Source organism: Mucilaginibacter inviolabilis (assembly GCF_011089895.1).
Lineage (GTDB): Bacteria > Bacteroidota > Bacteroidia > Sphingobacteriales > Sphingobacteriaceae > Mucilaginibacter > Mucilaginibacter inviolabilis.
Map to the genome: position 1 here is coordinate 178,785 of NZ_JAANAT010000006.1, position 25,863 is coordinate 204,647.

Genomic DNA, 25,863 nt, shown 5'->3' on the forward strand with positions numbered 1-25,863 from the left:
AACAAATGAACAAAAACGCGATCATTATAGGCGCAGGTATTGTAGGCTTAGCCACTGCCCGCGCTTTAGCCATGCGTGGCTATAAGGTAACCGTATTTGAACGTAACGAACGTGCCGTTGGAGCATCCATCCGTAACTTTGGAATGGTATGGCCAATTGGGCAGGCAACCGGGCCGATGTTTGACCGTGCCATGCTATCGCGCAGTATCTGGAAAACCATTTGTACCGAAGCCGATATATGGCATAATGAGGTTGGCTCATTGCACCTGGCTTATCATGATGATGAATTGCTGGCTATTCAGGAATATGTAGAAGTTAATCATCAATTCAGAGATTGCGCTTTATTAACCCCGGCCCAAACCTTTGCCAAATCACTGGCTGTTAATCCTAAAGGTTTAAAAGGCGCTTTATGGAGCGGTGAGGATATGATTGTAGAATCGCGTGTGGCTGTTGGACAAGTAGCCAAATACCTGGCCGAAAAATATGATGTGGAATTTCATTGGAATACTGCCATCAGCCGTATCGAACATCCCAAAGTAATATCGGGCAGTCAAAGCTGGCAGGCTGATGAAATATTTGTATGCAGCGGTGCAGAGTTTGAAACTTTATACCCCGAATTGTTTGCTCAAACCCCCATTACCAAATGTAAGCTACAGATGATGCGCCTGGTTAGTCAGCCCGATGAGTGGCGCATAGGTCCGTCTTTATGTGGCGGTTTATCCATGATCCATTACCCTGGTTTTCAGGCAGCGGCATCGTTACCGGCTTTACGCAAGCGTTACGAAGAACAATATGCTACACATTTAAAATGGGGTATTCATGTCATGGTTTCGCAAAATGGCAGTGGTGAATTAACCATTGGCGATTCGCATGAATATGGTCTGGTACATGACCCTTTTGATAAAGCATTTATTAATAATTTAATAATGGAGTACTTACATACTTTTGCCACCTTTAAGGACTGGAAGCTCCTGCAGTCATGGCATGGTATCTACCCCAAAATGACTAACGGGGCCACCGAATTGGTTGTTGATATTGAACCTGGTGTAACTATCATCAACGGAATGGGCGGCAACGGAATGACCCTATCATTTGGCTTGTGCGAAGAGGTGATTGCGGCGAGGAATTAAGTTGTAGTCTTATGGTCAATAGACCATAGATTAATTTAAAGTTTAGAATACAATATATCGGCAATAGATTTTAAAATTTCTTAATATTGAAAAAATAATAACCATGGTCTATGGGCCATCGACTATGGACGAAAATAACAACCATAGTCTATGAGCTACCGACCATGGACCAATAACTAAACACCAATGTTTGATACCCGCAGAGACTTTTTAAAGAAAGCAGCATTACTTACCGGTGCGGCTGGCATGGCCAGTATTTTACCCGAATCAATTCAAAAAGCGATGGCCATTAACCCGGCTGCCGGCAGTACCTATCTGGATGCCGAACATATCGTGATCCTGATGCAGGAAAACCGCTCTTTTGATCATACCTATGGTACACTAAAAGGCGTGCGTGGGTATAACGATCCACGGGCTATTGACTTGCCAAATAAGAATAAAGTGTGGCTGCAATCCAACAAAGCTGGTGAAACTTATGCCCCTTTCCGTTTGGATATTAAAGGCACCAAGGCTACCTGGATGTCATCATTGCCACATTCCTGGGCCAACCAGGTAAATGCCCGTAATGATGGCAAGTATGATCAGTGGCTCAACGTAAAACAAAATGGCATAAAAGAATACAGGCACATGCCCCTTACTATGGGTTATTATAACCGGGAAGATTTGCCCTTTTATTATGCCCTTGCTGATGCCTTTACCGTATGCGATCAGAACTTCTGCTCGGCATTAACCGGCACCAATCCCAACCGGTTATATTTTTGGAGCGGAACCATACGCGCCGAACAGCATGAAGATTCGCTGGCTCACGTATGGAACGAAGACATGGATTATGGTACCCTTAACTGGGCCACTTTTCCTGAACGTTTAGAAGATCATGGCATCTCCTGGAAACATTACCAGAACGAGGTAGCTATTGATAGCGGTTTTGAAGGCGAGGAAGATTCATGGTTATCTAACTTTCAGGATAATCCGCTGGAGTTTTTTGGTCAGTACAATATCAAGCTGCATGATAATCATATTGCTTACCTGCAAAAAAGGTTCACCCTTTTGCCTGATGAAATAAGCGCGCTGGAAAAACAAATAGCAGCTTTGCCAACCGGCGACGCGCACATTGATCACCTGCAAAAACAGTTGAAACAGAAGAAACGAGATCTGGAAGATATCAAAAAAGATATGGCCAATCTTGATCCGGGTAAATTTGCCACGTTATCGCAACGCGAAAAAAACCTGCACCAGAAAGGCTTTGTCACCAACATCAATGATCCTCACTACCGCGAACTGGTAAATCTGAAATATAATGATAACGGTACCGAGCGCGAATTACTGGTACCTAAAAGCGATGTTTTACACCAGTTTAGGGAGGATGTAAAAACCGGGCAACTGCCAACTGTTTCCTGGATATCGGCTCCCGAAAACTTCTCAGACCACCCCAGCGCAGCCTGGTTTGGCGCATGGTACGTATCCGAAGTAATGGATATACTGACCCAGAACCCCGAGGTTTGGAAAAAAACCATTTTCATATTGGCATACGATGAAAATGACGGTTATTTTGACCACGTACCACCATTTGTAGTACCTCACTCTAAAAAACCAGGCACCGGCTTAACCTCAAAAGGTATTGATACTAGTGTTGATTTTGTAACCCTTGCACAGGAAAAAGCCCGCAATAATTTCCCCCAGATGTTTGACCGGGAATGCTCCATAGGTTTGGGATATCGTGTGCCTTTGGTTATCGCTTCGCCATGGTCAAGAGGTGGCTGGGTAAATTCCGAAGTATTTGACCACACCTCAACCCTGCAATTTCTGGAGGGCTTTTTAAGCAAAAAAACGGGCAAAAAAGTTGCCGAACCAAATATCAGCAGCTGGCGACGTACCATTTGCGGCGATTTAACCAGCGTTTTCAGACCGTATAATGGCGAAAAAATAGCCAACCCTGAATTTGTAGCAAAAGATGCATTTTTAGAGAGCATACACCAGGCAAAATTTAAAAAACTGCCTACCTACAAGCTGCTTACTACCGATGAAATAGCACAAATCAATAAAGACCCGCACTCATCACCATACATGGCGCAACAGGAAAAAGGCATCAAACCATCGTGTGCCCTTCCATACCAATTATACGCTGATGGCAAACTGAGTGCCGATAAAAAATCGTTCGAAATAAAATTCACTGCGGATAACAAGGTATTTGGTAATAAAGCTACCGGAGCGCCATTTAATGTTTACGCGCCAGGCAAATATGTTAGCTTTAACGATCCACAGCAAATGGAATCGTTACGCACCTGGGCATACGCGCTTACCGCGGGTGACAGTCTGACTGATAACTGGCCCGTACATGAATTTGAGAACGATGAATACCATCTGCGTGTTTATGGCCCTAACGGTTTCTTCCGGGAGTATAAAGGTAATGCCAACGATCCACATCTCGATGTAACCTGCGACTACGAACACACCGGCAATAAACTAACCGGCAACGTTGCTCTAAAACTGGCCAATGCCGATGGCAAAGCCCACACCATCGAAATAACAGATCATGCCTATAAAACCAACAACCTTAAAAAGGTATTAGCAGGTAAAGGACAAAGCACGCTAGTACTTAACCTGGCCAAAAGCCATGGCTGGTATGATTTCAGCGTAAAAATTACCGGCAGCCAAACCTTCGAGAAACGATACGCCGGCCGTGTGGAAACCGGACAGCACAGCTATAGCGACCCGTTGATGGGAAAAGTGGTCTAGGCGAACATGCAAAACCGAAACAAAAAATGCAGGGCATTAAAGCCCTGCATTTTTTGTTTCGGTTTTGACGTACGTCTGTTAATCATTTATTGGCCTATTGCTCCATAAATAATCTGCTTATATTTACAGCCATTATACCCCGCTTGCTCATATGCATCAACCCAGTACCGACCATCAAACCAAATGGCTATACCTGTTCATCGGCTTGGCTGTGATCATCAACTTTACCGGTTTGTTCACCACCATTATGGGGCCCGATGCTAACCTGTACGCCAACATAGCCAAAACTATGGTGCTGCGCAACAACTACGCCGACCTGTTTGCATGGGGAACCGATTGGCTCGATAAACCGCATTTTCCGTTTTGGATAGCCGCTGTATTCTTTAAATGTTTTGGCTTTACCACCTGGGCCTATAAACTACCAGGCATCCTGTTTATGATGATGGGTGTAATTTATACCTATCTTTTTGCCAAAGACCTGTACAACAAGCAAACCGCGCTGTGGGCCGTGCTGATATTACTTACCGCCCAGCACATTATCCTCTCCAATACAGATGTACGTGCCGAACCTTATTTAACCGGGCTGATCATCGCTTCGGTTTATCATTTTTATAAAGCATATACCCGAAACAACTTCTGGCAGCTGGTGCTAGCCTGCCTGTTTACTGCCTGCGCGGTAATGACCAAGGGTATGTTTGCGCTGATCACGATAGGCGGTGCTATAGTTGGTCATTTATTGATCACCAGGCAATGGAAACAGCTTTTTCATTGGCGCTGGTTGGTGGCCATAATATTGGTATTGCTATTCATCATACCCGAAGTTTGGTGCCTTTATAAGCAATTTGATCTCCATCCCGAAAAAGTGGTCTTTGGACACACTGGTGTATCCGGCATCAAATTCTTTTTCTGGGATAGCCAGTTCGGACGTTTTTTTAATACCGGTCCTATCAAAGGGCACGGCGATCCTTCCTTTTTTATACATACCACGCTTTGGGCATTTTTGCCATGGTCGCTGTTATTGTTTGCGGCCATATTTCAGTTCATTAAAAAAGGGATCAAAAATGTACAAGCGCAGGAGTGGTATTGCATCTGCGGATCGCTCATTACTTTCCTGTTGTTTTCGGCATCCAAATTTCAGCTGCCGCATTATTTAAATATTGTATTCCCGTTTTTCGCTATAATCACAGCACAATATCTTAGAGTACTCAGTACCGACAAGAGTATCAAAGCGGTTCGTATCACTCAAACTGTTGTTATGGTGCTGATGCTGCTCATCACAATTGTACTCTGGTATTTTTATCGGCCCGAAACCTTTGGCTGGCTTAACGGATCAATCATCGCCATATTCCTGTTATTACTGATGTTTTTACCGGGCAAAATTGCTACCGGCATGCAGCGGATCATTTTCAGTACCATGCTGGCCTCATTTGTAGTGAACCTGTTTCTTAACCTGTGTTTTTACCCGTCGTTATTGCATTACCAATCCGGAAGTGAAGCCGCCTTATGGATCAATCAGAACAATCCACAGCAACTACCGGTTTATATTAATGACGGTCAGTTTCATGACGATTTCAGCTTTAACCTGCATGTACTCTCCACAGAAGTTTCCGACTCTCCACCAATAAAAGGCAAAGGCTTGCTATATGCCAATACCGGAGTACTGCATGACCTGGAAGCCAAAGGTTGGAAGTTTACGGTTATCAAAACTTTTAAACACTATTCCGTAACCCGTCTTAAACCCAAATTCCTGAACCGTGCCACGCGCGAAACGGAATTATCGGAGGTACAGGTGGTATTATTAAACCCATAGGATATTGTTACATCAGGTAGGTTTATCTGCTAATAATAATTACCTAAATTTACTTAGCTGTACCAATAAACTAAACTATGCAACGTCGTCAGTTTTTAATCAATACCGTGCTTACCGCAGGTTCTGTAGCATTACTGGGCCATAAAAGCTTTGCATCACTGCTGGCCGACCCCACTTATCAGTTTAAACCTTTGCGCAACAATGTGGGTATGTTTGCCGAGCAGGGCGGCACCATTGCCTGGCTGGTAAATAAAGAAGGCATTGTGGTGGTTGATGCTGAATTTCCAGAGCCCGCCACTCACCTGATAACTGAGCTCAAAAAACAATCCGATCTGCCTTTTCAATGGCTTATCAATACCCATCACCACGGCGACCATACCAGCGGTAATATCTCTTTTAAAGGTATCGCCAAAAACGTAGCGGCACATGCTAATTCACTCACTAACCAGAAAGCAGCCGCTGTTAAACAAAAAACCGAAGACAAACAATTATACCCGGATACCACTTATACCGATAAATGGAAGATTAAAGTAGGCGATGAGCACATCACCGCGCACTACTTTGGCGCAGGCCATACCAATGGCGACAGTTTTATCCATTTTGAAAATGCCAACGTGGTACATACCGGCGATCTGGTGTTTAACCGCCGCTACCCTTTTGTTGACCGCAGCGCGGGCGCATCCTGCAAAAGCTGGATTACTGTACTGGAAAAAGCTCAAAAACAATTTGACCAAAACACGCTGTTTGTTTTCGGTCATGCCTTCGATCCTCAAAAAGTAACCGGTAATATGGCCGATGTAAAAGCTATGCAGCATTTTATGGAAAGCCTGGTAACTTATGTAGACAGTAGCATTAAAGCAGGCAAAAGCAAAGAAGAGATCCTGGCCATTAAAACTATCCCTGGCGTAACCGAGTGGCAGGGCGATGGTATTGAGCGCGGACTTACCGCTGCCTATGAAGAGCTAAGTGTCTGAATCGACATTTTCTTGCCGACATCAAACGCTTAAGCTATTGCATTAAATATCAACCATTTAATGTATCTTCATATATCTTAAGCTTTTATCAATGTCATTATTATCAGGAAGTAAACAACGTATCGAGTCTATTGATGTGCTGCGCGGTCTCATCATGCTCATTATGGCTATTGATCATGTACGCGATTTTTTTCACCTGAGTAGTGTGAACCCTACTGACATGGCCAACACTACACCGGCTTTGTTCTTCACCAGGTGGATAACCCATTTCTGCGCGCCTACATTTGTTTTCCTGAGCGGCATATCGGCTAACCTGGCAGGTTCCAGGCGCAATCCGGGTGAGTTCTCCGCCTTTCTGATCAAGCGGGGCCTCTGGCTTACTTTTGTAGAAGTTGTGCTTATTACCCTGGCTATATCGGCCAATCCGTTTTATGACTTCATTATTTTACAGGTAATATGGGCAATAGGCATCAGTATGATCATCCTAGGGTTACTCAACCGCCTGCCGGTAAAAGTAATAGGGCTGATTGGTTTACTGCTGTTTTTTGGCCATAACTTGTTTGACTTGCCCGGCCTGTTCAATCCTTCCACAGATAATGCTGCTACTAAGCTATTGTTCACAGCAAGGGCCGCCATCATACCGCTAGGCAAATCGCACTTTATACTTTGCCTCTATGCCATACTCCCCTGGACCAGCGTTATGCTATTGGGTTATGCTTTTGGCGCGCTTTACCGTTCAGGCTATGATGCTGTACTCCGGCGCAGGCAGTTACGTTATGCCGGTTTAATTACACTGGGCATCTTTGTTATCCTGCGCGCCATCAATATTTATGGCGATCCCTCGCCATGGGCAGTACAGCGTAATGCGCTCTATACAGTAATGTCATTCCTGAACACCACCAAGTATCCCTGCTCTTTATTATATCTCTGCATGACGCTCGGCGTATCAATGTTGCTGCTCTCTTACTTCGAGAAAATACAAAACAAGCTTACCGGTATATTTAATGTTTATGGTAAGGTGCCCTTTTTTTATTACGTACCGCATTTTTATATCATCAGGGTACTAAGCATCATTTTCTTTTTTGCCTGGGGATATACCAGTAAGGATATTGTTGCACCCCAATCATTTCTCTGGTTTCGCCCCAACAACTTTGGCTATGGTTTGCCGGTAGTTTACCTGATATGGTTGCTGGTTATCGCTTCGCTCTACTTCCCATGCAGATGGTTTGGCAAATACAAGCAAATCCATAAACAATGGTGGTTGAGTTATTTGTAAGCCGGAAGTCTTGCAGAGCCGACTCACCCGGTCTACGCTTCGCTGGACCACCCTCTCTTCGGCTTTGCCGCAAAGAGGGTAAGGAAAAGATTTGTCATGCTGAACAGTTGAAGCACCTATTATTGAACTTTCAATCGTAAAATAGATCCTTCGTTCCTTAAGATGACAAAAAATATCCCCCCCTCTATGCGCAAAGCGGAGAGAGGGGTGACAAGCACAGCGATGTCGGGATGAGTCGATACCGAGCGTTTAATTTCCCCTTCTGCTAATCAAAAATTCCCCCCTCAGGGGGTTAGGGGGCTATACTCAATGCAACACTTTAGGCCGTTCCCTCCTTACCGGGGTTAAATAGTTATTATCCGTTAGCCAATCAGCCAGGCGCTGTGGCCAGGTATTGATGGATTGCAATTTGGAACGGTTGCCCATATTAAAACCATGGCTGCCCTGTGTATACAAATGTACCTCTACTGGTATCTTGGCCGCCCTGTATGCGTTCAACAGTTTCACTACCGGTGTCGAGCAACAGGGATCATCATTAGCAGCCAGTAAAAAAGCCGGTGGCGCATCCGCAGGTAATTCATCGGGTATGTATAACGGCCCAGGATATATCTGAATTACAAAATTTGGCCGGGCATTCAGCCGGTCTACCGGATCAGGAGCATTGGCATCTCCTTTACCCGGGCCATAAGCTACCATATCTACCACTTCGCCCCCAGCCGAAAAACCCATCATCCCGATCCTGTTAGTATCCAAACCGTACTCGGCGGCTTTGCTACGCACCAGTCGCATAGCACGGTAGCCATCCTGCTTGGCATGCACATCAATTTTATAAGGCGACAGGGTATCCCTGCCCAAGCGGTATTTCAGCACAAAAACAGTTACCCCCAGGTTGCTCAGATATTTACCAGGCTCAATCCCTTCGGCGGTATATACCAATAAACGGTGCCCACCACCCGGGCACACTACAATAGCCGCGCCGTTGGCCTTGCCCGCCGGTGGGGCAAAAACCGTAAGCGATGGATTATGAATATTTTTCACCCAATAATCTTTAGCCTGCTCTGGCTCGTTTCGCCGGTTCTCAAAACCCGGTGCACCTTTCGGCCAAAGCGGTATCACGATTGGTTTGTCCTGCGCCAGTATGGCTATAGGCAAAGCCAGCAGCAGGTACATGCAGATGGTTAATTTAGTTTGCATGCTTAAATTTAGGGATTTTATTTAGTGTTTCTATGTTTACTACCGTCACTCGGCTGAAGCCAAGCGACTGCGAGGTGGTTTTTCTTTCTTCCCGTCAGCAGATAAGCTTCGGGCGAAAGTGGACAGAACGATGCGGGCCCGTGAGAAAGGAGGGGCATTGCGAACCTTACCTGAAGCGTGGGGTAATAAGCGAACGAAGTAGAGGTAAGGTTTAGCAGCCCGTAGTTCTGCCCGGTTTGTAGGGCAAAGGCCACGTGCGACAAAGAAGCATTTCTGATGACTTGATTTTTGGTTACTTTGTATCAAGACAAAGTAACAGCCTCAGCGGCAATTGAGCGCTCTACAACACGCCTTATTCGCCCTGTAAAGCTTAGAGATTGCTTCGTACCTCGCAATGACGTATTTTTTATCATAACCCCAAAGTCATAATATCCTACACTCCTGTAAATACCCTAAACTTTTACGAAATTAGAGTGTTCATATCAAGTGGACTATGAACTTTCACCCTTGAACTAAAATAAATACGCTATGGCAAATTTCCAGGAAATTATAGCATCTGAAACCCCTGTACTGGTTGATTTTTCGGCCGAATGGTGCGGCCCTTGTAAAATGATGCCGCCCATATTGCAGGATGTAAAACACGCCCTTGGCGACAAAGTGAAAATCCTGAAAATAGATATCGACAAAAACCCATCGGCAGCCAGCGCCTACAGAATACAAAGCGTACCAACCTTGATGATATTTCAAAAAGGGCAAACCAAATGGCGACAAAGCGGCGTGATACAGGCCCGGCAATTACAACAGGCGGTGGAGCAGTTTATATAATGCCTCACCCCGGCCCTCTCCAAAGGAGAGGGTGTTAAAAAAATACAAAAAGTCCTCTCCTTCGGAGAGATTTAGATGAGGCTCTTAAAAATTCAAAATTATGGCAACTATCGAAAGCATCCAGAACGCGTATATTGATTATGTACTGACTGAGGGCGCACAGCCTAAATCGGTTTACATTTTTGCCAAGCAAAACGAAATGACCGAGGCTGAGTTTTACCAGTTTTTTGGCTCATTTGAAGCGGTTGAACAAAACATATGGGCCGAATTTGCCCGCAAGACTTTAACAGAGATCCGTGGACAAGAAATCTGGGGTGGATACAGCGCCCGCGAAAAGGCCTTGTCTTTCTTTTATGGCTTTTTCGAGCTGATCAAAAATAGCCGCAGCTTTGCCATTTACACCATCAACAAACAGCCCAAGGGCTTTACCACACCACGTGTGTTTGAGCAGCTGAAAGATATTTACGAAAACTTTGCCGACGAGATACTGAAAGAAGGTTTAGAATCATCAGAACTAAGCGACCGTAAATTTTTCAGCAAACGTTACAAAGATGCCCTTTGGGTGCAGTTTGTATTTGTGTTGAACTTTTGGGTGAATGATAATTCTGCCGGGTTCGAAAAAACCGACGAAGCCATTGAAAAAGGCCTCAACGTTACGTTCGATCTGTTTCAGCGCTCACCTATCGACAATCTGTTGGAGTATGGCAAGTTCCTGGTTAAAAATGGTGGCATAAAGGATAAGATGGGATTTTAATATTACCTATGACAGATGAGAATGATAAAATCGCCCCCACCGGGGACGGTTTAGAGGGATCTGGCGCTCCCGAACAAAATAGTATGCCCACCACCAAGGTGCAGCGTTCGGCCAAATTTGTGACTACAGGTATTAAAATTGGCGGTAATTATATTAAGCATTATTCCAAGAAACTGTTCAATCCGGATCTGGACAAATCTGAGTTGAACGAGGATAATGCCGCCGACATCTACAAATCATTAAGCGAGCTCAAAGGCAGCGCCCTCAAAGTGGCGCAAATGCTCAGCATGGATAAAAACCTGCTTCCGCAGGCTTATGTAGATAAATTCACGCAATCGCAATACAACGCGCCACCACTTTCGGGACCGCTGATCGTGCAAACCTTCAGAAAATATTTCGGTAAAAATCCCGACCAGATTTTTACTAAGTTCAACATCCGCTCAACCAATGCCGCCTCTATCGGTCAGGTTCACGAGGCAGAGCTCGATGGTAAAAAATTGGCTGTGAAGATCCAGTATCCGGGCGTGGGCGACTCTATATCCTCCGACCTGAAACTGGTAAAACCCTTTGCCTTCCGGATGCTGGGTATGAGTGAGCGGGATCTGGATATTTATATGCGCGAGGTAGAAGAACGCCTGCTGGAAGAAACCGATTACGAACTGGAGGTACGTCGCTCCATCGAATTTTCAACTGCTTGCGCTAGCCTGAACAACATCCTGTTCCCACAGTATTATCCCGAACTGAGCAGTAAACGTATCATCACGATGGACTGGCTCGAGGGTAAACACTTGCGTGAGTTTTTGGCCACGAATCCGTCGCAGGAGCTACGCAACCAGATAGGACAAGCCCTGTGGGATTTTTATAATTTTCAGCAACATGAACTGCGTGCCGTACACGCCGACCCACATCCCGGCAATTTCCTGATCACCCCTGATGGCAAATTAGGTGTTATTGATTTTGGCTGTATTAAAGAAATGCCAGAGGATTTTTATTACCCCTTCTTTTCGCTTACCTCCACCAATTTGCTGGATAATAAAGCAGAAACCATCAAGGCCTTCCGCCAGCTGGATATGATCCACAAAGATGATAGTCCTGCGCAGATAGAGTTTTATTATACCCAGTTCCGTGAAATGATAGAGCTGTTTGCCATGCCTTACATCCATGATCACTTTGATTTTAGCCAGACAACATTCTTCGATCAGCTATACCGTTTCGGCGAGCGGCTTTCCAAACTGCCCGAGTTTAAACAGGCCCGCGGCGTAAAGCATTTTATCTATGTAAACCGTACTAATTTTGGTCTGTACAACATTCTGCACGAGCTCAAAGCCCAGGTTAAAACTGATACTTATAAGCCGCACGTGGTGCTGGAATATTAGGCTTTTGGGGTTGGCGGCTTTCGGTTGGCCGATAGCAGTAATTTTTATCAAATTAATTGCCAAAAATAGTGTCAAAAGAATTTAAGAAAATCATTACAGATCAATTAACCTTTATACTGAAGCCCCTGGAATTTAGGCGTAAGGGCAACATTTTCAGCTGCATAACACCCGATCTTACTTACTATATCGGATTGCAAAGCAGTCAAAGTTCTTCGGCCAGCAGACTAAAGATCACTTTGAACATAGAGATATTCTCCTCCAAACTCTATAAGTTTGATGATGAAAGGCTCCCTCCCGAACATACAAGGCATTATCATAAACGAATCGGTTCGTTCATGGATCAACATCATGATAAATGGTGGATGGTCGACAGTGAAAAAGATGCTGTTTTAGCGGCAGATGAGATCTCAGCCTTAGTCGCCAATAAGGTCATCCCTGAATTTGAGAAACTAAAATCGACTGATGATCTTCACCAGATGCTCAAAGATGGAAAACCGATGGGGCTTACTCAAGAACAAACGAATTATTACCTTGCGAATTTAAAAGAGTAATAATATCCGGGAAAGAGCCAGAGATAGCGCGATTCCTTCCTTGGGGAAGGGAAGGAAGGGGTTTCCGCGCTTCGTGGGGACTTACCAGGCATACAAACCCCTCTCAGCCTGCGCACAAACCAGTTGCATCCCTCCCGAGGGGGGGGGAATTGAAAGAAGTAATCTTACAATACAGGGAAGATTAATATCTTTGAATACCGATCCTCACCAAATGAAAATCATTTATCTGCTTTTGCTTATTTGTATCATCGCTGCCTGCAAGCCTAAACCTCCAAAAACCAACGGCGAAATTAAAGTTAAACCGGCTAAAGTTTTATCGGCGTCCTATAAAACCACCCAATCACTTCAAGTCAATGCACGTGATACTACTCAGAGAGATATAGACACCATTAACTATGCCGATTATTATATTGTGGTGGCAGATACGGGCCTTAACTATAATGAGCTCCGGAGCAAGATGTTTGATCTAAAGAAATCATTAAACATTCCTATTGATACCATGGGCCGCAGTTACAATAAAGCCAAAGACCTTATAGCCCTTTCTGATAAAGACGAGGATGAAATATACGCAGGCGAATATTACCCACGAAGATCAGTTTCTGATTTTTTGAGTCTGGAATATCTGAACCAGTATAAATCGGATGCCAAAGAAAAAACCATTGCCCTGGTAAGAGGTATTTACGAAAACAAAACCAGCGCCGACAGCGCCCTGCTGGCTATGGGCCAATCAAAACCAGCATTTGCCTTTAAGGCTAAGGTTTATATTGGATGCATGCATTAAAATACAGATTATCATCCTGAGGTACGAAGGATCTACTTCGATATATCTATCTCATAATAGATGCTTCACTCCGTTCAGCATGACAAACTTTCGCTTACATAAGTTCAACTATCTCAACAAATTTTCGTATATTTATATATCAGCCCGGTTGTCTTTTTATCAGACAATCGGGCTGTTTTGTTAAGGTCAAAACGGGAACAAAAATCCACCATTTTGTATTTATATATTTAACAATCAATGAATTAATACTTTTTAAAGCTTTGAAAATCCATCAAAACCGGGCTGAAATTTGTTAAAAAGTGTTAAAATCGATGGTTTTGAATCAATTTTCAAGCGTTTTTATCGCGTTTTTGAGCAGAAAAATGTTAAAATTTAAGGTTTAAAAAGTTTTTAGTACTTAGATTCGCCCGGGCTTGCAACATGGTCATCGCTATTTCAAGTGTACACCTATAGCCTTTTTGTTTAAACATATTATAATACTTGTTGGGTATTTAAAACACCCATCCTTTTTTATTGTTGCCCATAAATGAAGGTTTTACTTGCTGGTGCTAATAGTTATATAGGTATGATGCTGATCCCCGTTTTGCTGGAGAAAGGTCATGAAGTTGTTTGCCTGGTAAGTGATAAAAAACGTTTTTATGAGCGCAATAATTTTGCCCATCAGGTTACCCTCCTAACTGGCGATCTGCTGCGGGAACAAAGTATAGAGGCTTTTCCGGCAGATATTGAGGTAGCTTATTACCTGGTACACTCCATGGCACAATCGCAGGATCTGGCTGCGCTGGAAGCTTTATCGGCCTATAACTTTATACATGCGCTTGATCAAACAGGTTGCTGCCAAACCATATTTTTAAGTGGCATCAGTAACGGTAAAAACCAGTCTAAACAAGCCGATTCGCGTAAACATATAGAAGATGTGCTGAAAGAAGGCAAATCAGCTTTAACCATTTTAAGGGCGGCTATGATCATTGGTTGGGGCAGTACCTCGTTCGAGATCATTCGTAATTTAACAGAGAAACTAACTGTAATGACTGTGCCCGGCTGGGTTAATTCACGCTGCCAGCCCATAGCTATACGCGACGTACTGACTTATCTGGAAAGTGTGATGCTGAATGAGAAAACCTTTAACCGAAGCTTTGAGATCGGAGGGCCTGATATCTTAACTTTTAAAGAAATGATACTGGGCTATGCTCAAATACGTCAGCTGAAAAGGCATATCATCACCATCCCATTCCTGCCATCTGGAATATTGTCATACTGGCTTAGTCGTACCAATCCTTTTGAGTATGCTGTTACCCATAATCTGGCCAGCAGTCTCAAGGATGAAACCATTATGCACGAGCACTCCATTGAGGATATTGTACCCAGTCAATGTTTAACTTATAAAGAATCGCTACTTTTAGCTATAAACCATATTCAGGCAAAAAATAATGAGTAAAAACATCCTGATAACAGGCGCGTCTGGCTCGGTAGGCAAACGGCTCACCCAGTTGTTGCTTAATAAGGGCTATCGGGTAAGCACTTTGAGTCGTAACCCGGGGCAAAACCCTATGGCTAAAACTTTTCTGTGGGATGTTAACCAGGGAATTATTGATGCAAATTGCATAGAGGGCATAGATACCATAATCCATCTGGCCGGAGCAGGCATTGCCGAAAAGCGATGGACAGATGCTCGTAAAAAGGAGCTGATTGATAGCCGAACCAAATCTATCAGACTGATATATGATTTGTTAAAAACCAGAGAACACCTGGTAGACTCGGTTATTTCGGCATCGGCCATAGGCTATTACAGCGACCGTGGCGATGACCTGATGACAGAAGATAGCTCACCCAATACCGATTTCATGGCTCATTGCTGCGTTGAATGGGAAAATGCTGTTGATGAGGGTAACAAACTCGGTTTGCGTATAGTAAAATTCCGTACCGGAGTGGTGCTGGATAAAGATGGTGGCGCGTTACCCCAACTGGCCAAACCTATAAAGCTGTATGTAGGTTCACCTATAGGTAATGGCCGGCAATGGATTCCCTGGATACACTGGCAGGATGTGGTGGATATGTATATGCATAGTATTGAAGATATCTCTTTTAAGGGCACCTACAACATGGTGGCCCCTAACCCGGTTACCAATGCACAGCTAACCCAAGCGGTAGCCAATCAATTGCATAAACCACTTTGGGCTCCAAACGTACCTGCTTTTATATTAAAACTACTACTTGGCGAAATGAGTACCCTTGTTTTAGGGAGTACTAAGGTTTCGGCACAAAAAATTCAGGATGCCGGATTCAAATTTAAGTTCACAGAGGTGCCTTCAGCGCTAAAAGAAATTTATGGATAAAAAAACTCAGATAACTATTTTCTGGTTTCGCCGCGACCTGCGCCTGAATGATAATGCAGGCTTATATTATGCCTTAAAAAGTGGCAATCCGGTACTACCACTCTTTATTTTCGATAAGGATATATTAGACCATCTGGAAGATAAAGATGATGCCCGTGTAAATTTTATCCATCAAACCATTAAGCAGTTGGATAAAGAATTGCATAAACTAGGTAGCAGCCTAAAAGTCATATATGATAAAGCTTCACCTGCCTGGGATAGTATCATTCAAGAGCATCATATTGCTTCTGTTTATACTAATCATGATTATGAACCCTATGCTATAAAACGCGATAATGCCGTAAAAGAAAAACTGCACAAGCATGGCATCGAGCTAAAGACATTTAAAGACCAGGTCATTTTTGAAAAAGACGAAGTTGTTAAGGATGATGGTAAACCTTACACCGTTTACACACCGTACCAGCGCAAGTGGTATAACGCCCTGAAACCGTTTTACCTGAAGACCTATCCTATCAAAAAATACCTGAAAAACCTGATCGAAACCCAAGCTCTGCCTATCCCGTCACTAAAAGAAATGGGAGTTGAGGAAAGCAATATTTCCTTCCCCAATCAGGAATATAAAGATGTGATTGCTGATTATAAAGCGAAAAGGGACTTTCCGGCTATTAAAGGCACGTCACGCATTAGTTTGCATTTACGCTTTGGTACGGTGAGCATCCGCGAATTGGCAAAAACAGCTTATGACAGCCCCGACAAAACCTGGCTGAATGAGCTGATATGGCGTGAATTTTATATGATGATCCTTTACCATTTCCCGCATACGATGGATCATGCCTTTAGGCCGGAATATGACCGTATTAAATGGGTAAACAATGAAACGCAATTTACTGCCTGGTGCGATGGCCAAACCGGTTATCCTATTGTGGATGCCGGCATGCGTGAGTTAAATGCTACTGGTTTTATGCATAATCGGGTACGCATGATAGTGGCCAGCTTTTTAAGTAAACACCTCTTGATAGACTGGCGATGGGGTGAGCATTATTTCGCCCGGAAACTGCTTGATTATGAAATGGCCAGCAATGTAGGCGGTTGGCAATGGGCGGCCGGTTCGGGTACGGATGCGGCTCCTTATTTTCGGATATTCAGCCCTGACGCGCAAACTAAAAAGTTTGATCCTCAATTACAATACATTAAAAAATGGGTTCCGGAATATGCCGATTTTAGCAAATATCCGAAACCCATTATTGATCACGCCTTTGCACGTGAGCGTTGTTTAAAAGCTTTTAAAGAGGCTTTGGTCAAATAATTATGGGTTGGTAACTGTTGCTAAGGTAAATCCGGTAAAGTATAAAACTGTATTACCACCTATCGAAACAACACCGGTATTAGGATCTGGCCCTGAACCGGCCCTTCCATAAGCTAACCTTGATGGTATAAACATAGATACTACGGCACCTGCAGTTTGTCCTCTTAATGATTCTAATACTCCTGGTACATACGCCCCTGCTGTAAATGATACAGCTGCTGCACCAGCAGCCGGACCTGGATCAAAAACGAAATCATTCAAAAACTTACCAGAGTAAGCGCTAACAGTAAAAGAAGAAACATCCGTAAGAACATCACCCTTACCACTGCCCGGTGTGGTTACTTTATAATATATTCCCCTTCCTCTATTACCGGGTCCAATGTAAGTAAAACCAGTCAAATTATTTTTCTTAATATACCCATTGATTAAATCATCATCATATTTATCAACACTGGTTACCACATTTATATAATAATCAAGACATTGATTGCCCAATATACGTGTACCGGTATTACTCGAACTACCCGTACCAATACCGTTAACACCATAAGATACCCGGGAAGGGATAAGCAACCTGGCCCTGGTTCCTCTATATTTAATAATATCATGTATGGCACTCTGCAATCCCTTAGTGCATCCGAGTACAGGGCCGCCAAATGAAATATGTCCTACTAAACCATTAAAATGGGCTAGATTGATCGTATCGGTATTAAAATACTTGCCATCAAATGATTTTACGGTTAATACAAACGCTACGCTATCCGGATAATCTAAAGGCCTGCCTGTGGTTGAACCTTGCGAAAGGATCTGGTAATAAATACCACTGGTATCGCCATGGGAGGTATCTCTTTTCATACCGGTAAGCCCGTTGGCATTGATATAGTTTTGGATCTGGGTTTGGTCGTATTGCGTGATATTAGGATCGTTTCCTGTTTTGCGGCAGGATATTAAACCTATGCAAGTAATAAATAGGAGCGTAAAAAGTGTTTGTTTCATTTAAATTTGTTTGTTTTTTAACTGCTAAATGAAGTATATAGTTTCATTTAAGTTATATATTATTTAAGCCCTATAGCAGTTTTACCTGCTATGCACCTTAATTTTTACTCCTAATTGATTACGTTATACAATTGTATATCAAAATCAAGTACTGAATTTGCCGGCAAATGTAGCGAATCCTGTGCATACGGTCCATAAGCATACCTTGATGGTATAAATAACCTGATTTTACCATTCTTTTTCATCAGCGGTATACCTAATTGCCAGCCTCTCATTACATCACTCAAACGGTATGAGGGATGAAAGTTGTCTGTATGGGCAATGACAACCTGCGATGTCAGTATCCGCCCTACGTATCCAACAGTAACCTGCGTTGAACTGGTAAACAAATCATTGCCAGCTCCTTCCTCGCCCGGTTTTATAATATAATAAACCCCCGAAGTATCAGTAGATTTACTATCAGTGCGCTGGGCGGTAAGGTTATTTGCTTTTAAATAATCCTGTATCAATTTATCATCAATAGCTTTCTGCGCATTGTAGTGAATCAAAGGATCGGTTGTTTTTTTACAAGCACCAAAACCAATAATAATCACAAATAAAGCTAACAGCGTCCTGTTCATTTTTCAAAAGGCAAATTTATTCTTTTATAATAGAAAAACGGCAGCTTAACATTTTTTAACAATTAATAACCCCATAAGCCCGCCATCGCCCTATACTTAGGGCTTAATTTTTTGAATAAAACGTTCAATTTAAGGTAAAAGTGTAGAAGTAATCATGGTTTATAGTTCAACGTAAGCTTATTGATCTTCTTAAGCATTTCGGTGAGGTATTGCTTATCTGTTTCGCTGATATGTGAATCGAGATAATTATTAAATTGTTTTACTATGGAACGGGCCTGGTGTCGTTTTTCTTTTCCCAATTCGGTCAAATATATTTTAACCGAACGTTTGTCGCCCTGATTAGATTCGCGATAGATCAGCCCCGTTTTTTCCAACTGACTGAGCATCCTGGACAAACTGGTTGATTTTAGACCCAGCAATGCAGCAGCCTGCGAAACGGTAGTACCTTCTTTTTCGTCAATATTAATCAACAAATAGCCAATGGATTGGGTAATGCCAAATTCCGTAACCAATTGGTTATACCGGTTGGCCACTGTTTGCCATACTATCTTTAAAAAATAGTCAATCGTTTCCTGATGTTTAATGCTGTTTTGCATGCATACCAAACGTAAGAAATGCTTGTTGATTACACAAGGGAAATTTTAGTTCATTGGTTCACTTGCTCATTAGTTTATTGGTTACATGACAAATACTACAACAAGACTAATGAACAAGTGAGCCAATGAGCTATTCTAATAACCCAATTTCGTATCATCCCCACGCGGATCTGCCCCACCCTGGTAACCTTGCGGGGTTTTCAAAATAGCGTCAACACGGCCAATACCACGTCTGCTGTTTATTTTATATCCTTTGTTTTGCAATTTTATTATAGTTACACTATCTAGCGCTCCTTTTTCCGCGGCTATTTCGTCGGGTAGCCACTGATGATGAAAACGTTTGGACGTTACCGCCTGCTGCATATCCTGATTAAATTCAATCACATTAATAATAGTTTGAAAAACCGAGGTTATAATGGTTGATCCACCTGGCGTACCTACTACCATCAATAACTGACCGTTTTTTTCAACAATGGTAGGTGTCATCGACGATAACATGCGTTTACCCGGCTGTATACTATTAACCTTACCGCCAACCAATCCGTACATATTAGGCACACCGGGTTTTGAGCTAAAATCGTCCATTTCATTGTTCAGCAAAAAACCTGCACCCTTTACAAATATCTTTGAACCATAACTATCATTTAAAGTTGTTGTGATGGATACTGCATTACCCTCCCTATCAACAATAGAATAATGGGTGGTTTGGTCACTCTCGTAACCTACAAAGGTGCCGGGCTGTATACTGCTACTTGATGTAGCTGCATCCCAACTAAAGTTGCTCATGCGCGATGAAATGTAAGCAGGACTCAATAAGCTATCAACCGGTATCTTGTAAAAATCAGGGTCGCCCAGGTATTTGGAACGATCGGCATACACACGGCGTTCAGCCTCTACAATCAGCCGCACCGTTGAATCCTGATTATAGCCCCATCTTTTCAGAGGGTATTTTTCAACCGACTGTAGCAGTTGTAACAATGCAATTCCACCGCTTGATGGAGGTGGCATGGTAATAATTTTATATCCTTTATAGTTTCCGGTCACGGCCTTACGCCAAACCGAATGGTAGTTTTGCAGGTCTGCTTTGGATATCAACCCATCACCTGCCTTCATTTCAGCAACTATCTGATCGGCAACTATGCCACCATAAAATCCTTCGCGCCCTTTATCACGAATTTGCTCCAGGGTTTTAGCCAAATCTTCCTGTACCAGGATATCACCTTCATGCCATTCCGTATCTTTTATTAAATAAGTTTTGCCAGGGTTTAATTTTTCGATCTGCGCTTTTAAATGATTTAAGTCAACAGCAAAACGTTGTGTTATCTTAAATCCATTACGCGCCAGGTTAATAGCTGGCTGCAGCAGATCGGCCCATTTGAGTTTACCATATTTCTGATGGGCCTGTACCATGCCATCAACAGATCCGGGTACTCCGGATGCCTTATGGGTGTACAAACTCATATCGGGGATCACATTACCGGCAGTATCCAGATACATATTAGCACTGGCACCAGCCGGCCCCTTTTCCCTAAAATCAAGCGTATTGGTGTCACCGTTTTTTGAACGGTATACCATAAAACCACCTCCACCTATATTACCGGCATCGGGATATGTAACTGCCAGCGCAAAATGAACGGCTACTGCAGCGTCAACAGCGTTACCGCCCTTTCTTAATATATCAAGCCCAACCTGGGCCGCATCAGGGTATGCACACACTACCATACCATTATAATATGGGGTATTTATATTTGTCACCGGATGCTTTTGTGCATATCCTAATGGAACAAAAAGCAGCAGTGCCAAAACCATACTCAGACGGCTGTTTTTCATCAGGTTTAAATTATTCATTATATCATTGGTCAGATTATTTTACTAAAATAATCTATTTGCCGATATAATCCCGCTCTTAAAAACTCAATATTTAGCACTGATTTTCAACCTGATAAAATTTTACGATTGCAGTTTTTTAATTTAAATGCCATAAAATTTCAAATCTGCCGTTTATTTGCAGGATATGTGCGAGCTGAAAAACTTAACCAGGCGTGAGGATTTCGATGCACAATAACAACAGTCATTAACTTAAAATCACTACATGAAAAAATTAGCTTACATTTTATTTTTCTCGGTTTCGTTCTTATTAATAGGTAAACGTTCGCAGGCTCAGGATTACAAAACAGCAGTTGGATTAAAATTTGGCGCTTACGAAGTGGGCCCTTCTATAAAATATTTTATGGATAATAGCGCCGCGCTTGAAGGCATTATTGGCATACGTGATCATGGTGTGGTAGTAACCGGGTTATATGAAATACATCAGCAGGCCTTTGGTGTTGATAAGCTGAATTTTTATTATGGCTTTGGCGGTCACCTGGGGTCGGTAGGTAGCGGTTATTACAAACGAATAGGCGGTGGTGATGAATACTACAATGGTAAGCACATCCTGATAGGAGCAGATGCAACGCTTGGCCTGGAATATAAAATACCGACCGCTCCTATAGCTATCAGTCTCGACCTTAACCCACGTCTTGAACTGGCACGTGGGCCATTTTTTGATATTGCACCAGGCTTGGGATTAAAGTATACTTTTTAATAAATCAAGAAGTCTTCTAAAACAAAACGCCTTCCTAAACAAGAAGGCGTTTTGTTTTAATCCCCTTCTAAACTCAATGGTCTATCTGCCGATAATGACCTTGCGGGCATAAATCTTTTGTCCAAGCAATATTTTAATCAGATAAACCCCCGGAAGTTGTGTGGTAACATCTATCACTTTGCTGAAATTTCCCTGAGGTATAGTTTGTGTATTAAGATAAACTATTTGCCCCGCCGGATTAATTAATGACAACTTAAGATCAGCTGTGGTCTTTGTTGCGAAAACCACATTAAGCTGACTACTCGCCGGAACCGGGAACACCGATAAACCAATCTCTGTTGAATTATCCGGATTTTCAACGGTACGTGCGTAGGTGTAGATATCAGACATTGCCACACATCCACCAGATAAGGTATCAGCTACCTGATAATCGCCGCTTTGTAATGGGGCATATATTTTATTCCTGGCCCCCACAATTGCCTTACCATTCAAAAACCATTGATTACCTGTGGCAAAATTTGAGCTTAACGAGTTACCTGTTTGAGTAATAACAGGCTTAGAGAAACTAACAGGTAATCTTGCAGCCGACGCGCAACCCATACTTTGTACTTTAATATCATAAAAATAATAGTAAAAATTTTTATAATAGGTAGTATCCACAGGGCCATCGGGTGTGGCGTTATTACCTGTGATACTAAATATACTACCTATACTGAATGGGTAGCCTTTTACACCCCCATTATTTCTATAAATGGTGGCTTTTGTATCAAATGTTGCGGATATGCTATAGTTACCCGCTGCAGGCAACTCCAGGTTCAAATCGTACACCTTTCCCTGATCATTAGGATCATCAGGCTGATCTCCCGGCAATGGGGTTGTTCGTGTGGCCTGAGCATTAATAGCTTTGGTCGACACAATCTGGCCATTACTATTACTTACATTAAATGTTATTTTGCCCGAATTACCAATGTATAACCGGGCACTTTTAATAATCATTGGCACTTTGGTATTTATGTTTATTGCCGGAGTAAACTGATTATAACTACCAGATGTGAAAACATTTTTGCTAACAGGGCCTACAGATCCCTTGAAATCATTTATACCTGCATAATAGGTGTTGTTTACAGGGGGTTGAGCAGTGATGGCGGCCGACCCATAAGCTATTGGAGTAGTATCATTAATGTTTTGATACCAGAGTAAAGTACCATCACCCGAGCCGGATAACAAATATTGCTTACTATCAATACAATAATAAGCACTCAGGCCGCCAATTACAGCTGGTGTATTGATCACTACCGTTGCTGTTAATGAATTATTGGATACAACCGGATCGCTGGCTAAATTGCTGGAAGCAGTTATAACGTAAGTGTCACCAGCTACCGCATTAAACTTTTGGCTAAAGGTATAATTATCTTCGGCCAGAGGTTGCAATGTGCCGGTATAAGTTTCGTTGTAAGTAGTTTTAGTGTTATCAGGCGAAGTAATAGTAACCGTTACCGGTATGTTGCCGATGGAGGCACTACCAAAATTTTTAAGCCGGATAGTAATCGATGTACTTGCTGAACAAGTACCGCTTGACCCTGGGTCTACAATAGCTACAACACCGGCATCAATACTGGTTTGTAAAAACTGTACCCGGTAATCCTGTGTTTCGCCCTTGGCATAGGTTCCACAAGCTTTTATAGTTGAAGTGTCGCCCGTTTCGGTTAATACCACACGCATTAAGCTATAATTACCCGGAATTACCGATCCCGGAACCTTAATATTGGTGGTAAACGTTCCGGTACCGTTAAGCACATTGGTGGTGGCAGCCAGTTCACCGTTATCAAAAACACCATTGCCATTCCAATCCACAAATACTTTAGCAGCTTTGTTAAAATTGCCGCCACAAGTACCTAAGGTAATACTCAAAGGATAAGTTTTAGCCTGCTCCAGCTGAACGGTAAGATTAGTATAATCTGAATAGCTTTTACAGCCTGCAGCAGGTGTATTATTAATGTTTGATACCTTTACGTTATCAATGCGTGAATCGGCATTTGATAATGGTGCCGATGTGCAATAAGTGGTTCCGCCGGCGCCGGTGACGATAAGCGAATAGGCCTGTGGACCTTGCTTTAAAGTACCTTTGTGTGATACCGTTATAGTATAGCTTTTACCCGGAGTAGTGTTAGAAATGTAAACCTGTTCAATATTATCACGGATGTTATCGCCGGTTGTGGCAGCTGCTGCGGGAGCATCGGGGTTTAACACCCAGGGATTATAGGTAGTAGTGCCATCACTGATCCGGATATCCAAATCGTTAACCAATTTTGGGGAACGGTTATTAATTGTGCCATCAGCATTGGGGGTACCTTCAGGGTCTGTCCATGATATAGTTGCCGACAGCACATCATTGCCCGAGGCTACAACAGTAAAAGTTTGTTTTTGTCCTTGTTGCAGTGAATTTTCACTAATGATGCTTTTTGTACCATTATCAGTTATGGCTTGTGCAGCCTTTTTGGTGTTAAGCAGGCCCCATCCATAAATATAATCGGGCCCAACATTACCTCCATCAAAGGCGGTTTGACATACGAGTCCTTTTAAAGTGGCTGCCCTCATAAAAGCTCCTCCATTCTTTTGGGCATAATACTCCTGCAATAAATACAGCGACCCCGTAATATTAGGCGCAGCCATGGAGGTTCCGGAAAGGGTGAGGTATGCTGCAGGATTGGCAACTCCAACAGATAATACGTTTACGCCGTTACCCACAATATCGGGTTTAATACGGCCATCATCTGTAGGGCCCCAACTGCTAAAAAATGCAGTGGTGATATCTTGCCGGCTGCTTGGCCCAAATGGCAATGGATTTACGCCTCCAACAGTAAGTATATTTTTGGCGTTACCCGTGGTACTGATAATATCATAACCATTATTATCGCTGATGCCTGCCGGTCTTGGACCTTTATCAACCAAAGTTTGATCAGTTTTACTTTTGTAGCCATAATAGTCGGCCCCTACCGCCGGGCCGTTACTTGAACGGCTATTCCCCGCCGATTCTACGATGAGGTAGTAAGGTGCATTGTAGGCAATCTTATCCCATGCCTGAGCCCGGGTGTCATAAAAACCAAAAGTATAATCAACACTATCGCCAGGCAAGCCGTACCATTCCCAGCGGTTATTGGTATCGTTAAAATTCCAACCCGCTTCATCTCCATAAGAATGGTTAGATAATAATAACCCCGATGCAGCTGCACTCATTTCGGCTACATCACTATTATAATCGAATGATTGCAGGGTGGCCGCATTAAAAGCCATCCCCTTAGCTGGAGCATATACTCCCCGGGCTATCATGGTACCAGCCACATGAGTGGTATGATCCAGCACCGATGATCCGTCCTTAATGGTTATATTTTTACCAGCAAATTCCTGATGAGCGGTGTATATTGAGCCACCATCCCAGATAGCCAACTTATTATTCAAAAAAGTACTTGAACCCGACAAATTAAGCCCGAGCGAACCACCCGGTTGTACGGTGTTAGTGCCGGTTGTAGCTGCCGATGTAGTATTATTATGCGTGATGAGATAAATAGGAAAACCCAAAGAGTTAACACCTTGCAAGGATACCAGGTTACCGTTTCTGGTATGGCGCTGCACGCTCCAACCCTTACTTGCAGCCAGGGATAAAGCCTGTTTGTGACTGGACTCATAAGTACTGCGTATCTGACTGGAGAAGCGTGTTAACTCGGCACGTTTGGCATCGGTTACCAGCGCTTGTTGGGCAAAAGTGCGGGCCGTTGCACACAGCAATAAAAAACATATACAAATTGCTGCGTAAGATTTATTCATAGATCTGAGATATAGGCATTTTTACAGCCCTAAATCTATAAATATTCCCTTAGTTATTAAAGCCCAACCCAATTAAAGAGTATTAAATATCAGTATATAATACAATCTATGGAAATTTGACAACATTACTTTGATACTTCACAGGGCGAATATTTCCCACTGCACCGGCTTTTGCCAAACCTATTTTGTA

The 25,863-nt window shown here is 43.0% G+C and carries 20 protein-coding genes; 14 read left to right on the top strand and 6 right to left on the bottom strand.

Translation table 11 applies throughout. The features are described from left to right. The first annotated feature begins 5 nt into the window (after window positions 1-5). The 5 genes from G7092_RS29800 to G7092_RS29820 all read left to right on the top strand — a co-directional run bounded on the left by G7092_RS29800 (window position 6) and on the right by G7092_RS29820 (window position 7,926). Window positions 6-1,130 carry a TIGR03364 family FAD-dependent oxidoreductase gene (locus tag G7092_RS29800; protein ID WP_166095947.1) on the top strand — a complete coding sequence of 375 codons (1,125 nt, stop codon included), beginning with the start codon at window positions 6-8 and terminating at the stop codon, window positions 1,128-1,130. A 186-nt stretch (window positions 1,131-1,316) separates the two neighbouring features. Then, window positions 1,317-3,866 (top strand): phosphocholine-specific phospholipase C, encoded by a 2,550-nt coding sequence (locus G7092_RS29805; RefSeq protein WP_166095950.1) that lies wholly within the window; start codon window positions 1,317-1,319, stop codon window positions 3,864-3,866. Window positions 3,867-4,017: 151 nt separating this feature from the next. Further along, the gene (locus G7092_RS29810; protein WP_166095953.1) at window positions 4,018-5,676 is read left to right on the top strand and encodes an ArnT family glycosyltransferase; all 1,659 of its coding nucleotides are present in this window, start codon (window positions 4,018-4,020) and stop codon (window positions 5,674-5,676) included. A gap of 77 nt (window positions 5,677-5,753) precedes the next feature. Beyond that, window positions 5,754-6,650: an MBL fold metallo-hydrolase gene (locus G7092_RS29815; RefSeq protein WP_166095955.1), complete on the top strand. Its 897-nt coding sequence runs from the start codon at window positions 5,754-5,756 to the stop codon at window positions 6,648-6,650. A gap of 91 nt (window positions 6,651-6,741) precedes the next feature. Continuing rightward, window positions 6,742-7,926 (top strand): acetyltransferase domain-containing protein, encoded by a 1,185-nt coding sequence (locus tag G7092_RS29820; protein WP_166095957.1) that lies wholly within the window; start codon window positions 6,742-6,744, stop codon window positions 7,924-7,926. A gap of 306 nt (window positions 7,927-8,232) precedes the next feature. Here the strand turns inward: G7092_RS29820 and G7092_RS29825 are convergent, their stop codons facing one another. After that, a complete protein-coding gene (locus tag G7092_RS29825) occupies window positions 8,233-9,120 on the bottom strand; it encodes an alpha/beta hydrolase (protein ID WP_166095960.1) in 888 nt (295 codons plus the stop codon). 528 nt (window positions 9,121-9,648) lie between these two features. Between G7092_RS29825 and trxA the strand changes: the two genes are divergently transcribed. The 8 genes from trxA (at window position 9,649) to G7092_RS29865 (ending at window position 17,049) form a co-directional block, all read left to right on the top strand. Then, entirely contained in the window at window positions 9,649-9,945 is a 297-nt protein-coding gene (gene trxA / locus G7092_RS29830) for a thioredoxin (RefSeq protein WP_166095962.1), read from the top strand. Between the two features lie 100 nt (window positions 9,946-10,045). Next, the gene (locus tag G7092_RS29835; protein WP_166095964.1) at window positions 10,046-10,699 is read left to right on the top strand and encodes a TetR family transcriptional regulator C-terminal domain-containing protein; all 654 of its coding nucleotides are present in this window, start codon (window positions 10,046-10,048) and stop codon (window positions 10,697-10,699) included. A gap of 8 nt (window positions 10,700-10,707) precedes the next feature. After that, complete coding sequence (locus G7092_RS29840) at window positions 10,708-12,075, top strand: ABC1 kinase family protein (RefSeq protein WP_166095967.1); 1,368 nt, start codon at window positions 10,708-10,710, stop codon at window positions 12,073-12,075. 68 nt (window positions 12,076-12,143) lie between these two features. After that, the gene (locus G7092_RS29845; RefSeq protein WP_166095969.1) at window positions 12,144-12,626 is read left to right on the top strand and encodes a DUF4304 domain-containing protein; all 483 of its coding nucleotides are present in this window, start codon (window positions 12,144-12,146) and stop codon (window positions 12,624-12,626) included. Window positions 12,627-12,837: 211 nt separating this feature from the next. After that, window positions 12,838-13,407, top strand: a complete 570-nt coding sequence (locus G7092_RS29850; protein ID WP_166095971.1) for a hypothetical protein — start codon at window positions 12,838-12,840, stop codon at window positions 13,405-13,407. 526 nt (window positions 13,408-13,933) lie between these two features. After that, complete coding sequence (locus G7092_RS29855; protein ID WP_166095974.1) at window positions 13,934-14,845, top strand: NAD(P)H-binding protein; 912 nt, start codon at window positions 13,934-13,936, stop codon at window positions 14,843-14,845. Further along, window positions 14,838-15,743 (top strand): TIGR01777 family oxidoreductase, encoded by a 906-nt coding sequence (locus G7092_RS29860; protein WP_166095976.1) that lies wholly within the window; start codon window positions 14,838-14,840, stop codon window positions 15,741-15,743. The genes G7092_RS29855 and G7092_RS29860 overlap by 8 nt, the downstream gene beginning before the upstream one ends. Further along, the gene (locus G7092_RS29865; RefSeq protein WP_166095977.1) at window positions 15,736-17,049 is read left to right on the top strand and encodes a cryptochrome/photolyase family protein; all 1,314 of its coding nucleotides are present in this window, start codon (window positions 15,736-15,738) and stop codon (window positions 17,047-17,049) included. The genes G7092_RS29860 and G7092_RS29865 overlap by 8 nt, the downstream gene beginning before the upstream one ends. On the opposite strand, the gene G7092_RS29870 is transcribed toward G7092_RS29865, so the two are convergent. From G7092_RS29870 to ggt, 4 genes are all read right to left on the bottom strand, one after another. Then, window positions 17,050-18,045, bottom strand: a complete 996-nt coding sequence (locus G7092_RS29870) for an FKBP-type peptidyl-prolyl cis-trans isomerase (protein ID WP_166095978.1) — start codon at window positions 18,043-18,045, stop codon at window positions 17,050-17,052. Window positions 18,046-18,155: 110 nt separating this feature from the next. Then, the gene (locus G7092_RS29875) at window positions 18,156-18,665 is read right to left on the bottom strand and encodes an FKBP-type peptidyl-prolyl cis-trans isomerase (protein WP_166095979.1); all 510 of its coding nucleotides are present in this window, start codon (window positions 18,663-18,665) and stop codon (window positions 18,156-18,158) included. 152 nt (window positions 18,666-18,817) lie between these two features. Beyond that, window positions 18,818-19,249: a MarR family winged helix-turn-helix transcriptional regulator gene (locus tag G7092_RS29880; RefSeq protein WP_317170019.1), complete on the bottom strand. Its 432-nt coding sequence runs from the start codon at window positions 19,247-19,249 to the stop codon at window positions 18,818-18,820. A 147-nt stretch (window positions 19,250-19,396) separates the two neighbouring features. Then, complete coding sequence (ggt, locus tag G7092_RS29885; RefSeq protein WP_166095981.1) at window positions 19,397-21,091, bottom strand: gamma-glutamyltransferase; 1,695 nt, start codon at window positions 21,089-21,091, stop codon at window positions 19,397-19,399. A gap of 262 nt (window positions 21,092-21,353) precedes the next feature. Between ggt and G7092_RS29890 the strand changes: the two genes are divergently transcribed. Beyond that, window positions 21,354-21,848 (top strand): hypothetical protein, encoded by a 495-nt coding sequence (locus G7092_RS29890; RefSeq protein ID WP_166095983.1) that lies wholly within the window; start codon window positions 21,354-21,356, stop codon window positions 21,846-21,848. A gap of 81 nt (window positions 21,849-21,929) precedes the next feature. On the opposite strand, the gene G7092_RS29895 is transcribed toward G7092_RS29890, so the two are convergent. Then, entirely contained in the window at window positions 21,930-25,673 is a 3,744-nt protein-coding gene (locus G7092_RS29895; protein WP_166095984.1) for a S8 family serine peptidase, read from the bottom strand. Window positions 25,674-25,863: the final 190 nt, after the last annotated feature.